Origin of the sequence: Frankia sp. AgB1.9 (genome assembly GCF_016786355.1) — a bacterium.
GTDB lineage: Bacteria > Actinomycetota > Actinomycetes > Frankiales > Frankiaceae > Pseudofrankia.
In genome coordinates this window covers 15,557-28,835 of record NZ_JADWYX010000120.1, presented here as the reverse complement: position 1 = coordinate 28,835, position 13,279 = coordinate 15,557, and the positions used below count along the sequence as shown (strand labels likewise).

Here is a 13,279-nt window from a genome sequence, read left to right as displayed (position 1 = left end):
CACCAGCTGGTCCGGGATGGTCAGCTGTGCGGCCAGAGTGGCGTTGGCCGACCGGCCCGAACTGTCCAGCGCCGCGGGGGGCGCCCCCCCCCCCCCCCCCCCGGGCCCCGGGGCGAGGCGGCGGTGAGTCCCCCGCTGCGGGTGGGCGAGCTGTCCGTCGACGTACCCCGCCGGGCCGCGACGCTGGCCGGCGCGCGGCTCGACCTCACCCGACGCGAGTTCGACCTGCTGGCCTACCTCGCCGCCCGGCCGGGCCTGGTGGTCGGGCGGGGCGAGCTGCTGACCGCGGTGTGGCACCAGGCCTACGGCGGCGACCAGACCATCGACGTCCACCTGTCGTGGCTGCGGCGCAAGCTGGGCGAGACCGCCGCGCGCCCGCGTTACCTGCATACGGTGCGCGGGGTCGGCGTCAAGCTCGAGGCGCCCGAGTCATGAGGGGCGAGCTGATCCGCCTCGCGATCGCGGTGACGTCGATGGTGGCGCTGGCCTTCCTGGTCCCGCTCGCGCTGATCGTGGCCCAGACGGCCCACGACCGCGCCCTCGCCCAGGCGGAGCGGACGGCCGCCGAGCTCGGCCCGGCGATGGCGATCACCACCGACCGGTCGGCCCTGGAACGGGCGCTCGCCGCGAGCCAGGGCGGAGCCGACGGGCTGGCCGCCGTGCACGTGCCGGACTCGGACGGCACGCTGACCACGATCGGCCCGTCGCGCGTCAGGCCGGACCAGCTGGCCGTCGTGACGATGAGCGGCGAGGAGTCGGTGGTCAACGTGCCGGGTGGCTCGGTGCTGCTGGGCCCGGTGGCGGTGAGCGGCGCACGCATCGCGGTGGTCGAGGTCTTCGTGCCCGGTTCGGCCATGAGCCAGGGGGTTCGCGCGGCCTGGCTGGTGCTCGGCGGCCTGGCGGTGACGCTCGTGGCGATCTCGGTGCTGGTCGCCGACCGTCTGGGCAACCGGATGGTGCGGGCCACCCGGGGCCTCGCCTTCGCGGCGCGCCGGCTCGGCGCGGGCGACCTGAACGCCCGCGTGCCCGCCTCCCGGGGCGGGGCGCCGCCGGAGGTGCGGGACGCGGCTGTCGCGTTCAACGCCATGGCCGACCGGGTGCGCCAGCTGGTGGCCGCCGAGCGGGAGCTGGCGGCCGACCTGTCCCATCGGCTCCGGACGCCGCTGACCGTGCTGCGGCTCAACACCGCGGCGCTCGGCGGGGCCGAGGCGGCCGACCAGGTGCAGCTGGCCGTCGACCGGCTGGAGCACGAGGTGGACCAGATCATCCGCGCGGCCCGCGACCGCGGCGCCAGCGGGCCGGTCGCGGTCGGCTGCGACGCGGCCGAGGTGGTGCGCGACCGAGTCGACTTCTGGTCGGTGCTCGCCGAGGACCAGGGCCGCCCCTGGCGGCTGGCCGGGGCCGGCGACAGCGCGCAGGTGCCCGTCGCCAGGGCGGAGCTCGCCGCCGCCCTCGACGCGCTGCTGGGCAACGTCTTTCACCACACCGGCGAGGGGGTGGCGTTCGCGGTCGCGCTGCGGGTCACGGCGGGCGCCGCGACGATCCGGGTCGCGGACGCGGGGCCCGGGATCGCGGACCCGGCCGAGGCCATGCGGCGGGGCGCCGGCGCCGGCGGCGCGGGCTCGACCGGGCTCGGCCTGGACATCGCCCGGCGGGTGGCCACATCGACCGGCGGTGAGCTGACGATCGGGCGCTCCCGGCTGGGCGGCGCGGACATCCGTCTGCGGCTGCGCACGGGAGCCGGCCGGACGGCGGCACGCCCGCGGCGGCAGTCACGCCGGCAGGCGCGCCGCCACGCCGTGGTCCCAGCGCGCCGGGCCCGGGGCGGCTCGGGCGTTCCCTAAGCCAGCCCTAAGAGACCTTCTCGGCTGGCTCAGGCGGGGCGGTGGCGGCCTACCGGCCGGTTAGCGTCGACGACGAGCCCACATCGAGGACGTCCCCCCACGATGTGCTCGAAGCACCGCTTCACCGGCTGAGCGGTCAGGCGGCGGCCACCCGGCCATCGCCCGCGTCGGCGGCGTCCTTCCCTCCCCCCCGGGGACGCCGTCGCCCCGGCCCGGCGGCGTCCTCACCTCCCCCCCAAGGACGCCGCCGGCCCGGCACCGGTGCCCCTGCCGCGGTCCCCCACGAACTTCCGGTCCGGTCACGTGACGCGGTAGAGGGTCAGCACCACCCGCCGGGGCTCACGCTGGCCGACGCCGATCGCGACCGTCCGGTTGAGGTGCAGCCAGGCCGGCGCGCCGGTGGTGAAGCGCACGATGGTGCGAAAGACATACGCGTCCGGCTCGACGGGTTCACCGCGGGCCAGCCGGGCCATCACCTCGGGCGGGCCGTGGCGCAGGCCGTCGCTGCGGACCTCGACCAGCGCCCCGTCGTCGGTCCGGATGACGTAATGCGCGTCGATGTCCAGGACGCCGTCGGCGCGGGCCACCTGCCAGTCGACACCGCCCTCGACCAGCGTCCCGTTGAGCTCCGGGCCCCGCACGGTGCCGCCTGCGAGCGGGACGAACCGGCGCTCGCCGTAGGTGGCCTGGCCGAGCGAGACGACCGCGCCGACGTCGCAGCGCACCTGCGCCATCGGCAGCAGCGGCGGCGGGGGTGGTAGCTCGGCCGGCGCGGCGTGCTCGGGGGTGCTGCTCACGGGCCGTGAGCATAGGAGCGGCCTGCCGGATCGCCCCTCGAGCAGTTCCGCTGAGCGGAAGGCGGAGCGACCGGGTCCGGAGCTCGCCAGGTCGTGGCGCTCCCCTCAGGTTGACCCGACCCGGCCCGAGGACGTCTACTGTGACCTGGTCTCTGATATATCAATCCGGAGAGGGGCGAACGTGTCCGCTGGACGCGACGACCAGATCACCCTGGTCGCTTTCATGCAGGCGTCGAACGTGTCGGTGTACTCGGGCTCCTGGCGGTACCCGAGCTCCGCGCCCGACTTCCTCGACCTGCGCTACTACCAGCGGATCGCGCGGGTGCTCGAGGAGGGCACGTTCGACCTGATGTTCTTCGACGACCGCCTGGCGATGCCGGCGATCTACGGCGGCTCCCCCGCCGAGGCGGTCCGCTTCGGCGCCCGGCCGGTCAAGCTCGACCTGACCGCCGTCCTGGGCGCCGCCGCGGCGGCGACGACCCATCTGGGCCTGGGCGCCACCTACTCGACGACGTACTACCCGCCGTTCCACGTCGCGCGGACGTTCGCCACCCTGGACCACCTCAGTGGCGGCCGGGCGGCGTGGAACGTCGTCACCTCGGTCAACGACGCCGAGGCGCGCAACTTCGGGGTCGAGCAGCACCTCGCCCACGACGAGCGCTACGACCGCGCGGAGGAGTTCATCGAGGTCGTCACCCAGCTGTGGGACTCCTGGGAGGACGACGCGATCCTGTTCGACCAGAAGTCCGGTGAGTTCGCCGACCCGGCCAAGGTCCACGAGATCGACTACCAGGGCAAGTACTTCAACGTGCGCGGGCCGCTGACGGTGCCCCGCCCGCCCCAGGGGCGCCCGCCCATCATCCAGGCCGGGCAGTCGGGCCGGGGGCAGCGCTTCGCCGCGAAGTGGGCCGACCTGATCTTCACCGCCGACCCGAGCCAGGTCGTCGCCCAGGAGCACTACAAGGGCCAGAAGGAGCTCATCGTCGCCGAGGGGCGCGATCCCAAGGCCGTGCGGCTGCTGCCGATGGTGTACGCCGTGGTGGGTGAGACCGAGACGATCGCCCGCGAGAAGGAGAACATCCTGCTCAACGAGCTCGTGCACCCGCTGGCGTCGCTGACGCTGCTCTCCGAGCTCACCAACCACGACTTCTCCGGCTACTCGCTCGACGACGAGGTCACCGACGAGCTGATCAACTCGATCTCCGGCATCCGCGGTCTCGTCCAGGGCGTGAAGCGCCACCTCGGCGGCGGCAAGGTCACCCTGCGGACGCTGGCCAACCACCGCGCCACCCTGCTGCAGGGCCCGCGGTTCGTCGGCACCGGCGAGCAGATCGCCGACCAGATGCAGGACTGGTTCGAGACCTACTCGTGCGACGGCTTCGTGCTCGCCGCGACCCACTTCCCCGGCGCGTTCGAGGACTTCGTCCGGCTCGTGGTGCCCGAGCTGCGCAAGCGCGGGCTCGTGCGCAGCGAGTACACCGGCTCGACGCTGCGCGAGAACCTGGGGCTCGCCCGCCCCGCGAGCAGCTTCGCGCCGGCGGCGGACGCCACCGCCGATGCCTGACACAGCGGCGCCCCCGCCGGCCGGGGGGCGGCCGGCCGGGGGGCAGCCGGGCGCCATGCTCGGCGGCATCCGTGTCCTGGACATGGCGTCGCTCGCCGCGGCGCCGCTGGTGGCGACCTATCTCGGCGAGTTCGGGGCCGACGTCATCAAGATCGAGCAGCCGCGCGGCGGCGACCCGATCCGCGGCTGGGGCGCGCGCAAGGACGGCGTCGGGCTGATGTGGAAGAGCGTCAGCCGCAACAAGCGCTCGGTGACCGTCGACCTGAGGCTGCCCGAGGGACAGGAGCTGGTCCGCCGGCTCGCGGCGACCTGCGACGTCGTCGTCGCCAACACCCGCCCGCAGACCCTGACCCGCTGGGGCCTGGACTACGCCCGGCTGCGCGCCGTGAACCCCGGGATCGTGATGCTGCACGTGACGGGCTTCGGGCTGACCGGGCCGAAGGCGGACCGGCCGGGCTTCGGCACCCTCGGCGAGGCGATGAGCGGCTTCGCCCACGTCACCGGCGAGGCCGACGGGCCGCCGACCCTGCCCCCGTTCATGCTCGCCGACGGTGTCGCGTCGCTGAACGCCGCCTACGCGGTGCTGACCGCGCTCTACCACCGCGACGTCCACGGGGCGGACGGCCAGCTGATCGACGTGAACCTGATCGACCCGCTGGCCCGGCTGCTGGAGCAGTCGGTGCTCGCCTACGACCAGCTCGGCACCGTCCAGCGCCGGTCCGGCAACCGCTGGGACATCTCGGCGCCGCGCAACACCTACCGCACCAAGGACGACCGGTGGCTGGCCATGTCGGGCAGCGCGCCGACCGTCGCGCTGCGGATCTTCCACGCCATCGGGCGGTCGGACCTCGCCGCGGACCCCGACTTCGCCGATCCGGTGCGCCGGCTGACGCGGGCCCGTGAGGTCGACGAGGTGGTCGCGGACTGGGTCGCCGGCCAGACCCTGGACGCCGCGATGGCGGTCTTCGAACGGGCCGAGATCGCCGCGGCGCCGGTCTACGACGTCGTGGGGCTGCTGGAGGACGAGCAGACGGTGGCTCGGGAGGTCTTCCGGCGGGTCGAGGACGCGGAGCTCGGCTCGATGCTCGTGCAGGGGCCGGTGCCGCGTTTCTCCGACCACGTGGGCGTCGTCGACAGCCTCGGCCCCCGTCTCGGCGAGCACACCGACGACGTGCTCGGCGAGCTGCTGGACCTGTCCGCGGCCGACCTGGCCGGGCTGCGGGAGCGCCAGGTCATCTGACCGCGCGCCGGCGCCGGTCCCCTAGCCGGGGCCGGCGGCCGGCTCGGCGCCGAACAGCCTGGTGACCAGCAGCTGACCGGCGCCGACCACGTGTTCCTCGGACACCCGGCGGGCCCGGGCCGCGTTGCCTGCGGCGAGCGCGTCGACGATGTCGTCGTGCTCCCGCAGCGCACAGCCCACCTGCTCGGGAACCATGTCGAAGAAGGACCAGGGGATGATCCGCCCGGTCTGGCGGATCAGGGCGATGAGCCGCACCGAGTCGCTCGCGCGGTTGATCGCCCGGTGGAACAGGAAGTTCGCCGTCCTCAGGTCGCCGCCGGCCTCGACCGCCGTGCGGACGCCGGCCGCGAGCCGGCGCACCTCGGCCAGGTCTGGCCCGGAGATCCGTTCCGCCGCCCAGGCGGCCGCGGCACCCGAGAGCAGGGCGATCAGGGCGAAGTTGTCCTCCACGTCGCGCTGGCTCAGACCGACGACGGTCACCCCGCTGCGGGGGGCGACGTGGACCAGTCCCTCGAACTGCAAGGTCAGGCAGGCCTCACGGACCGGGGTCCGGCTGGTGCCCAGCCAGGCGGCGGTCTCGTCCAGGTCGATCCGCGTGCCCGGCCTGAACCGGCCACTCATGATCTCGTCACGGAGCACGTCGGCGACCCGGTCCCGCGCGGTCGCCCCCAGCCGGAGCCGGCGCGGGCCGCCGGCCGCGTCCTCGCCGGCCGGGCCGTCACCCGCCGGCGCGGAGGTCACGGCCAGGGTCGGGCCCGCCGGCATCCGGGCGGGTCCGCTGTCAAGCGGATGTGAGTGACCGGGCGTTGACACGGCGATCAGCGTATATCAGAGGCGAGCCGACCTCACCGGCTCGGCCCGCTCAGGCCACGTCACCGATCAGGTGGAACCGGCGCCGGAAGTAGAGGGCCGGCGGGTCATCGTTCACCGAGATCCGGCCCACCCGGCCGAGCAGGATCGAGTGGTCGCCCGCCGGCTGCACCGCGTGGGTGGAGCAGCTGAGCGTCACGCAGGCCCGGTCGAGGACCGGCAGGCCGTGCTCGTCGGACTGGAAGCCGGCGTCCGCGAACTTGTCAGCTCCCCTGGTCGCGAACCGGACGGCGAGGCCAGCGTGCTCCGGTGGCAGGACGTGCACGATGAACCGCTCGGCCGTCTCGAACACCGGATGGCACTCCGCCTTCGCCGCGAGGCAGACGAGCACGAGCGGTGGGTCCATCGAGACCGAGCAGAACGAGCTGGCGGTGAACCCCCACCACCGGCCGTCCTCGTCCGCGGTCGTCACGATCGTCACGCCGCTGGGGAACAGGGCCATGGCCTCCCGAAAGAGCCGGGACGTCTGGTCCGTCATGCCCGCCTCGGGGGCGTCTGCCGCACTCGTCACCCGATCAGCCTGGCAAATTGATATATCAGGTGTCAAGTAGAAGCCACCTCGGGGCAGCCAGCAGTCCGGGAGGCGGTGGTCGGGCAGCGATCAACGAACGGCGGCAACGATCAACGAACGGCGACGAGCGGGCGACCGTCGATAAGAATCGTCCAGTTAATCAGAAAGAATCAATCAAGCACTCTTCGGGCTGCCGACCACGTGTGTGGCAAGAACTGGCCACCCGTGCCGGCTACCCCTACCGGCTACCCCTACAGAAACCCGGCGGGACCCGCACGATAGCGTTCATTACGACGCTACGTAAAGAATTTGTTACGGCCCGGTGCTGCCCCACCCGACAGGAGACAGCGCGTCATGAACCCACGCCGACCGCTCGCGGCGCGAACAAACACGGTGGCCTTCGCCGCCGTGGTGCTGGGGTCGTCCATTCTTCTCGCCGGCTGTGGCGCGTCGTCGACCCGGAGCGCCGACGGCGCCGGGGCCTGTCCGACGCAGACGCCGGGCGTGACGGCGGACTCCGTCAAGATCGGCCTCATCTACCCCGACACGGGACCGACCGCGGTCGCTTCCACCTTCAAGGGGACGCGCAGCGCGGTCCAGGCCCGCATCGACCAACAGAATGCCAGCGGCGGCGTCGGTGGCCGCAGGATCGACGTCGTCTGGGGCGACGACGAGTCGGATTCCGGGAAGTTCACCGCGGAGGCCCACGACCTCGTCGACACCGAGGGCGTCTTCGGCCTGGTCGCGCAGTCGATCGTCGTGGACGGCTCGGCCTCGTGGCTGCAGGCCCAGGGCATCCCGGTGACCGGGACGGCCACCAGCGCCAGCTGGAGCACCCACCCGAACCTCTTCCACTTCGGCAACGTGTTCAACCCGGGCAGCGCCTCGACCATCGGCGACTACGTGAAGGCGCAGGGCGGCACCAAAGCGCTGGTCGTCATCGACTCGAGCACCGCGACGTCGCAGAACCTCGCGGCCCAGTTCACCCCCAGCCTGCGCAGCCGGGGGATCCAGGTCGTCGGCGAGGTCCCCTTCACCGACGGGCTGACGAGCCCGTCGCACGTCGCGCACGAGCTGGCAGACGCGGGCGCGAACACGCTCGTGGCCGCGACCCAGGCCAGCACCTTCATCGACATCTACACGCAGGCGAAGGCGCTCGGAATCACGCTCGCCGCCGCGCTGAGCGCCACCGGCTACGACCCCGGCCTGCTCACCCAGCGGGGCGACGACATGGCGGGGATCTCGATCATTTCTGGTTACTCCGCGGTCGACTCGCCGGCCATGCTCGCCTATGACCGGGCGATGAGCACCTATGCGCCTGAGCTCGCCGACCCGAGAGACGATCTGGCGCTCGCCGGCTATGTCGCCGCCGACGAGATGATCCAGGGCCTTCGCCTGGCGGGAACGTGTCCGACCCGGGAAGCATTCATCCAGAATCTGCGAAAGGTGACGAATTTCACCGGCGGTGGTCTGGTCGCCCCGGTCGACCTCAGCAAGCCGCTGGAGCCGGACAACTGTTTCAACTTCGTGAAGGTCGACCACGCGGGCCGCGCCTTCGCCTCGGTACCGCCGCCGGCGGCTCTCGACAAGAACGGCTTCTGGTGCGGCGCGCCGCTCACGTAGCGACCGGCGGGCCACCGCGGACATACCGTGGCAATGCGATGCTCCGTCCGCGGAGGTCGTGGCCCGCGGCACCAGCCGCCCTGGCCGGCCACCGGGTCCCGGGCGGCCACCGGGCCGGCGACCGGCAGAGGAGGCAGCAGTGCGCTTCGCCGCGCTTGGGGACAGCTTCACCGAGGGCGTCGGCGACGAGCGGGCCGACGGAAGTCCCCGCGGCTGGGCCGACCTCGTCGCGGCCGGGCTGGCCGCCCGCGATCCGGCGGAAACCTGGTATGTCAACCTCGCGATCCGCGGGCGGTTGCTCGAAGCCATCGTGACCGAACAGCTCGACGCCGCCCTGGCCCTCGACCCGCTTCCGACGATCGTGACCATCAACGGTGGCGGGAACGACATGATGCGCCCCGGGGCCGACCTGGTCCGCCTCATCTCCCTGCTCCTGGACGCGGTCGACCGGTGCCAGCGGGCCGGGGTCACCCCGGTCCTGCTCGCCGGTGCCGACCCGTCGGACCGGCTCCCGTTCGGCCGGGTGCTCCATCGCCGGGCCGCCGAGCTGACCGACGCGACCGCCAGGCTCGCCCAGGACCGCCGTGTGCTGTTCGTCAACGCCTTCGGGGACACGGAGATCCGCGCGCCGCGGTACTGGTCCGAGGACCGGCTCCATCTCAACCCGTTCGGCCACCGCCGGGTCGCGGCCCTCGTGCTCGCCGCCCTCGGCGCCGAGGCGACAGGACCGGCACCGCTCGCCCTGGAGCCGCCGTCGCCCGGCCCGCTCGCGGAGGCGCGTTACTACTGGCGGCACGTCCGTCCGTGGATGACGCGCCGACTTACCGGCCGCTCCTCGGGCGACGGGCGCATGGGGAAGCACGCGGGCTGGACCCTGATCGAGCCCGCGGCCGTCTGACCGGCGCCGGCACCCCCGGGGGGGGGCCCCGTTCCCCCCCCGGGGGGGGGCCCCGGGCCGCCGCCGCGGGGGGGCGGGGGGGGCGCCCGCCGGGCTAGGCGGGGGTGAACGTGACGGGCAGCGTGGCCAGGCCGCGGACCCAGATCGCCGGGTTCCAGACGAGGTCCTCGGCGGGCACGGCCAGGGTCAGGTCGGGCAGCCGGTCGAGGAGCACCTCGACGGCGGTCTGCGCGACGACCTCGGCGAGCTCCTGCGCGGGGAACGGGCAGCGGTGCTCGCCGTGGCCGAAGGTCAGGTACGCCTGGTTGCCGCCGGGGCCGGCGGCGCTGTCGGGGCGGACCTCCGGGTCGTTGTTCGCCGCGGCGACGCTGAGCACCAGCATGTCGCCGGCCTGGATGCGCTGGCTGCCGAGCTGGCCCGTGCGCACGGCCCAGCGGCCGGTGAAGTTGGCGACCGGCGGGTCCTCCCAGAGGACCTCGGACATCGCCTGCCCGACGCTGCGGCGCCCGCCGGCCAGCGACGTCGCGAACCGGGTGTCCGCCAGCAGCAGCCGCAGGGTGTTCCCGATCCAGTAGGCCACCGGCTGCTGCGCGGAGGCGATGACCGCGAAGAGATCCTGGAGTGCCTCGTCGTCCTTGTAGGCCGCCCGATGCCGGAGCAGCCGGGAGATCGTGTCGAAGCCCTCCCCCTGCCGCCGCTGCTCGATGAGCCGGGTCATCAGCGCCATGAGTCGGCCATAGGCGGCGAGTGCTCCCGCCCCGTGGTCGAAGAGCGTCACCAGGTCGCGGACCAGGCCGGCGGTCTCCTCGGCCGGGATGCCGAAGGTGTTCGCCATCACCTGAACCGGGATCCGGTGCGCGTACATGTACATCAGCTCGGCCTGGCCGCGGTCGGCGAACGTGTCGATGAGGTCGTCGGCGACCCGTTCGCACCGGTCTCGGATCTCGAACAGGTCGACGGCCCCGAGAACGTCGTGGATCGCGTCGGAGCGGCGGGTGTGCTCGGCGCCGGTCACCCAGGTGATCGAGTCGCCCTTCCCGACGGCCGTCCGCATCGGCCAGTCCGGGGGGACGAGGTCCCAGGCGTTCCACCGCGCCGAGTCACGGTCGTAGAGGTCGTTGCGAGCGGCGACGAAGTGGGCCTCCCGGTAGCCGAGGACCAGCCAGGCAGGGATGTCGCCCTCCAGCAGGACGGGCGCGACCGAGCCGTACTCAGCGCGCAGCCGGCGGTATAACACGTCGGCGTCCTGACTGATCGAGTCCCCGTACAGACGAGCGGCGCCGTCATGCGCCGGGTAACGCGCCGCGACCACCGCGGCCCACTGATCGGCCGGGACGGTCCGGACACCGGCGTTCGCCGCGGCCTCGGTCGTCAGATCGGTCATCACGTCATCTCCCCCTGCGCCCTGGTCCTGGCGCCGCGTTCCTGTAGCAATGTCGGCGATCATGCCAGGTCGCGCGCAGCGGGGTCGGCTGGGCCACCTGGGCTACGACACGCTGACCTGAAGGTCGTCGGGCCAGGCCGCCTGCCCGCGCCGGCCCACCGCCGCGGGCAGGGCGGCCCGCCCCGGTGTCGGGGCCGCGGTGACCGTGGGTGGCCACCGCAGGACCGCCGATGCCTCCGGCAGCGGCGTGGCGGGCCGGTCCGGCCCGGCCGGCCGACCGGTCAGGTAGTGGGCGACGATGCCGGCGACGTCGTGCAGCGCGGTGCCGGTGAACAGGCCCGGCCGGTCGGTGGCCACGACGTGCAGGCGCAGCCCGGCCACCGGGACGCGCTCCCAGCCCAGGCAGGGCGAGGTGTGCCGGGCGATCTGGGACGGCAGCCCCCAGACGTTCGACCAGTCGGCCGACCGGATCAGGACGACCCGTAGGTCCGACGGCCCCGGCTGGTAGGCCGCGAAGGCGCGCAGCGCCGCGGTGTAGACGTCGATCGCGGCGAGGATGTGCTCCTCGTAGCGGTTCGGGTCGCCGGCTCCCAGCGCGCGGGCGATCCGGGCGCCCTGGGCGGCCAGCGGCGCGCCGTGGTCGACGCCGCAGCGGCAGGCGCCCTGCCAGCCGCAGGCCAGGTGCCGCATCCGGGCCAGCTCGCGGACCGCGAGCACCGAGTCGGTCGACAACGGCGGATGGCCGGCCAGCGGCAACACCGAGTCGAGCAGGATCACCGGGCGGACCGGCTGGCCGAGGCCACGCAGCAGCCGGGCCAGCTCGTAGGCGACCAGGCCGCCCGAGCCGTAGCCGGCGAGCTGGTAGGGCCCGAACGGCTGCGCCGCCAGCACGCTGGGCAGCTGGTGCACGGCCATCGCCAGGACGTCGTCGAGCGGGCGGCGCTCACCGCCGCGGCCGGGCAGGTCCAGACCTCGGCACGGCACCTCAGGGCCGAGGGCGCCCGCCAGCGGCAGGCCCGGGTGTGGAGGCCCTTCCAGCCCGCCGACGAGGAACAGCGGGGCGGGACGGCCTCGGGTCAGACGGGCCGGGTCCATTCGACGCCGACGCAACCCGCCGCCACCCGGCCCAGGCCGGCGGCCTTCGCGACCGCGAACGCGGCGGCCGCGGCGGACGACCCAGGTGTGGCCGCCCGCGCGCGCGGGCTGGCGGGAGACGGGTAGGGGACCCGGACGGCCGTGGACAGGCCCATCCGGCCGATGAGCAGGGTCACTCGGTTGCCGCGGGCGCGCACGGCGGCGCGCCACTCCGCGGGGATGGTGTGCGGGAGCCGCTCGATCCCGACCCCGCCGCCGCGCGGATGGACCAGGTCCAGGAGACGGGGGCCGATCCGCACCGACCAGCCGGCGACCGGTGGCGGCTGGTCGCGCAGCGAGGTGTGCAGGGCGAGGCCGGTCGCGAGGGCGTGGGACAGCACCGGGTCGACCACCTCCCCGGGCAGCAGGGCCGCCGGGTCGCGGTGCACGGCCGGGTCGGTCATGATCAGGTCGTCGTCGTCATCGATGACCAGGATCGGCTCGGGCCGGCAGCCCGCCAGCGCGGCGAGCCCGCCGTCGACGAGGTGCGCGTACACAACGGTCCGCCCGCCGGCGAGCTCCTCGTCCGTCAGGATCGGGGGCGCCACCGTCACCGCCGACGGGCCGCAGCCGGCGTGCATCAGCTGCACCCGGCGCACCCGGCGTTGCGGGTAGCGCCGCAGGACCAGCGAGGTCGGGTCGCCGCCGGCCAGGTCCCCATCCTCCAGGCAGATCTGGCACCGGTACCGGCCGGGGTGCGGGCCGCAGCGCAGCTCGTCGAGCAGGTCGGCCGGGAGCAGGCGCGCGACCAGCGGGTCGACGCGCAGGTCACGCATCGCCGCCGCCTCCCGTCACCATGCCGCCGCGGCGCTCGCCGGCCAGCGGGTGGTGGACGAGGTCGCCCAGCTCACCGGACGCGGCGCCGGCGGGCGCGGCCACCCGGGCCGCGGTCAGCAGCGCCTGCGCCGCCGGCACCCACTCCGCGCCGGGCGCGCCGAGCATGCCCCCGATAGCGGCCCACTGGTCGACGATGTGGGCGAGCATCGCCGCGACGTAGGGCGGCATCCGGACGACGACGGCGGGCAGCAGGGTGCCGGCCGGGTACTCGGCCTGAATCAGCTGGCGCCGGTCCACCACCACCTCGAACTCCAGCCCCGGCTCGTCGTCGCCGCCGTCGGGCAGCGGGAGGGCGAGGTCGACCAGCTCGGGCACGTCCCGGGCCCGCGGCAGGGCGTCCCGCCCGGCCCGCAACAGCGCCTGGGCCAGGGCCAGCCATGGCGAGGCGCACCCACTCATGATCGAGAAGATGGTGTTCCAGTCGTCGACCAGGTGGGCGAGGCCGCCGGCCGTGTAGGGCGGCATCCGGACCGTCACGGCGGGCAGGACCGTGCCGGGCGGCAGGCCGGCCCGGATCAGGTGCACCCGGTCCACGTACAGCTCGGCCTCGACCGTCTCCAGCCAGGTGGCGGCCACG

Annotated in this window: 13 protein-coding genes; 6 read left to right on the top strand and 7 right to left on the bottom strand. The window is 74.1% G+C overall.

Annotated features, from left to right (window positions below):
- The coding region (locus tag I6A60_RS42240) for a winged helix-turn-helix domain-containing protein (RefSeq protein ID WP_374487394.1) at positions 1–435 on the top strand (435 nt) is incomplete at its 5' end.
- Entirely contained in the window at positions 432–1,844 is a 1,413-nt protein-coding gene (locus tag I6A60_RS33475; protein WP_203025331.1) for a HAMP domain-containing sensor histidine kinase, read from the top strand. The genes I6A60_RS42240 and I6A60_RS33475, both read left to right, overlap by 4 nt.
- Positions 1,845–2,143: 299 nt before the next feature.
- On the opposite strand, the gene I6A60_RS33470 is transcribed toward I6A60_RS33475, so the two are convergent.
- The gene (locus tag I6A60_RS33470; protein ID WP_203025332.1) at positions 2,144–2,641 is read right to left on the bottom strand and encodes a DUF3237 domain-containing protein; all 498 of its coding nucleotides are present in this window, start codon (positions 2,639–2,641) and stop codon (positions 2,144–2,146) included.
- A 223-nt stretch (positions 2,642–2,864) separates the two neighbouring features.
- Between I6A60_RS33470 and I6A60_RS33465 the strand changes: the two genes are divergently transcribed.
- Positions 2,865–4,205, top strand: a complete 1,341-nt coding sequence (locus tag I6A60_RS33465) for an LLM class flavin-dependent oxidoreductase (RefSeq protein ID WP_238436792.1) — start codon at positions 2,865–2,867, stop codon at positions 4,203–4,205.
- 55 nt (positions 4,206–4,260) lie between these two features.
- Positions 4,261–5,445, top strand: a complete 1,185-nt coding sequence (locus I6A60_RS33460) for a CoA transferase (protein WP_203025336.1) — start codon at positions 4,261–4,263, stop codon at positions 5,443–5,445.
- Positions 5,446–5,466: 21 nt separating this feature from the next.
- Here the strand turns inward: I6A60_RS33460 and I6A60_RS33455 are convergent, their stop codons facing one another.
- Positions 5,467–6,210, bottom strand: coding sequence for a GntR family transcriptional regulator (locus I6A60_RS33455; protein ID WP_203025337.1), 744 nt, complete (start codon positions 6,208–6,210; stop codon positions 5,467–5,469).
- A gap of 97 nt (positions 6,211–6,307) precedes the next feature.
- On the bottom strand, positions 6,308–6,793 hold the full coding sequence (locus I6A60_RS33450) for a flavin reductase family protein (RefSeq protein ID WP_203025338.1): 486 nt from the start codon (positions 6,791–6,793) through the stop codon (positions 6,308–6,310).
- Positions 6,794–7,180: 387 nt separating this feature from the next.
- Between I6A60_RS33450 and I6A60_RS33445 the strand changes: the two genes are divergently transcribed.
- Together I6A60_RS33445 and I6A60_RS33440 are read left to right on the top strand one after the other, a co-directional pair.
- The gene (locus I6A60_RS33445) at positions 7,181–8,449 is read left to right on the top strand and encodes an ABC transporter substrate-binding protein (RefSeq protein ID WP_203025334.1); all 1,269 of its coding nucleotides are present in this window, start codon (positions 7,181–7,183) and stop codon (positions 8,447–8,449) included.
- Between the two features lie 139 nt (positions 8,450–8,588).
- Positions 8,589–9,347 (top strand): SGNH/GDSL hydrolase family protein, encoded by a 759-nt coding sequence (locus I6A60_RS33440; protein ID WP_203025335.1) that lies wholly within the window; start codon positions 8,589–8,591, stop codon positions 9,345–9,347.
- 94 nt (positions 9,348–9,441) lie between these two features.
- Here the strand turns inward: I6A60_RS33440 and I6A60_RS33435 are convergent, their stop codons facing one another.
- The 4 genes from I6A60_RS33435 to I6A60_RS33420 form a co-directional block, all read right to left on the bottom strand.
- Positions 9,442–10,731: a cytochrome P450 gene (locus I6A60_RS33435; protein WP_203022639.1), complete on the bottom strand. Its 1,290-nt coding sequence runs from the start codon at positions 10,729–10,731 to the stop codon at positions 9,442–9,444.
- 102 nt (positions 10,732–10,833) lie between these two features.
- Entirely contained in the window at positions 10,834–11,826 is a 993-nt protein-coding gene (locus I6A60_RS33430) for a thioesterase domain-containing protein (RefSeq protein ID WP_203022640.1), read from the bottom strand.
- Complete coding sequence (locus I6A60_RS33425; RefSeq protein WP_203022641.1) at positions 11,808–12,641, bottom strand: hypothetical protein; 834 nt, start codon at positions 12,639–12,641, stop codon at positions 11,808–11,810. The genes I6A60_RS33430 and I6A60_RS33425 overlap by 19 nt, the downstream gene beginning before the upstream one ends.
- On the bottom strand, positions 12,634–13,278 hold the full coding sequence (locus I6A60_RS33420) for a hypothetical protein (RefSeq protein ID WP_203022642.1): 645 nt from the start codon (positions 13,276–13,278) through the stop codon (positions 12,634–12,636). Before I6A60_RS33420 ends, I6A60_RS33425 begins: the two co-directional genes overlap by 8 nt.
- Position 13,279: the final 1 nt, after the last annotated feature.

What these genes read in the sequence shown, in the direction of transcription:
- I6A60_RS33475 (WP_203025331.1), top strand. Translation starts at nt 432, where the DNA reads ATGAGGGGCGAGCTGATCCGCCTCGCGATCGCGGTGACGTCGATGGTG.
- I6A60_RS33465 (WP_238436792.1), top strand. Translation starts at nt 2,865, where the DNA reads ATGCAGGCGTCGAACGTGTCGGTGTACTCGGGCTCCTGGCGGTACCCG.
- I6A60_RS33460 (WP_203025336.1), top strand. Translation starts at nt 4,261, where the DNA reads ATGCTCGGCGGCATCCGTGTCCTGGACATGGCGTCGCTCGCCGCGGCG.
- I6A60_RS33455 (WP_203025337.1), bottom strand. Translation starts at nt 6,210, where the DNA reads ATGCCGGCGGGCCCGACCCTGGCCGTGACCTCCGCGCCGGCGGGTGAC.
- I6A60_RS33450 (WP_203025338.1), bottom strand. Translation starts at nt 6,793, where the DNA reads ATGACGGACCAGACGTCCCGGCTCTTTCGGGAGGCCATGGCCCTGTTC.
- I6A60_RS33445 (WP_203025334.1), top strand. Translation starts at nt 7,181, where the DNA reads ATGAACCCACGCCGACCGCTCGCGGCGCGAACAAACACGGTGGCCTTC.
- I6A60_RS33435 (WP_203022639.1), bottom strand. Translation starts at nt 10,731, where the DNA reads ATGACCGATCTGACGACCGAGGCCGCGGCGAACGCCGGTGTCCGGACC.
- I6A60_RS33430 (WP_203022640.1), bottom strand. Translation starts at nt 11,826, where the DNA reads ATGGACCCGGCCCGTCTGACCCGAGGCCGTCCCGCCCCGCTGTTCCTC.
- I6A60_RS33425 (WP_203022641.1), bottom strand. Translation starts at nt 12,641, where the DNA reads ATGCGTGACCTGCGCGTCGACCCGCTGGTCGCGCGCCTGCTCCCGGCC.